The 222-nt window shown below is 67.1% G+C and carries 1 protein-coding gene; it reads left to right on the top strand.

All coding sequences use genetic code 11. The features are described 5' to 3' along the window. Positions 1-222 (top strand): AMP-binding protein (locus RRF55_RS28715; RefSeq protein WP_439419403.1); only part of this gene is annotated, 222 nt, incomplete at both ends.

Genomic DNA, 222 nt, shown 5'->3' with positions numbered 1-222 from the left:
TGCCGTCAACCATGTCGCCCTCACCCCGCTGAGTTTCATCGAGCGCACCGCCGCCGTGTACGGCGACTACCCCGCGGTCATTCACGGTGCCATCCGCCGTAACTGGCAGGAAACCTACCAACGCTGCCGACGCCTGGCCAGCGCCCTGGTCGGCCGCGGCATTGGCCGTGGCGACACGGTAGCGGTCATGCTGCCGAATATCCCGGCCATGCTCGAAGCGCA

This window comes from Klebsiella sp. K47 (assembly GCF_051858335.1).
In the GTDB taxonomy this organism is placed as follows: domain Bacteria; phylum Pseudomonadota; class Gammaproteobacteria; order Enterobacterales; family Enterobacteriaceae; genus Klebsiella; species Klebsiella pneumoniae.
This window is presented reverse-complemented; position numbering and strand designations above follow the sequence as displayed.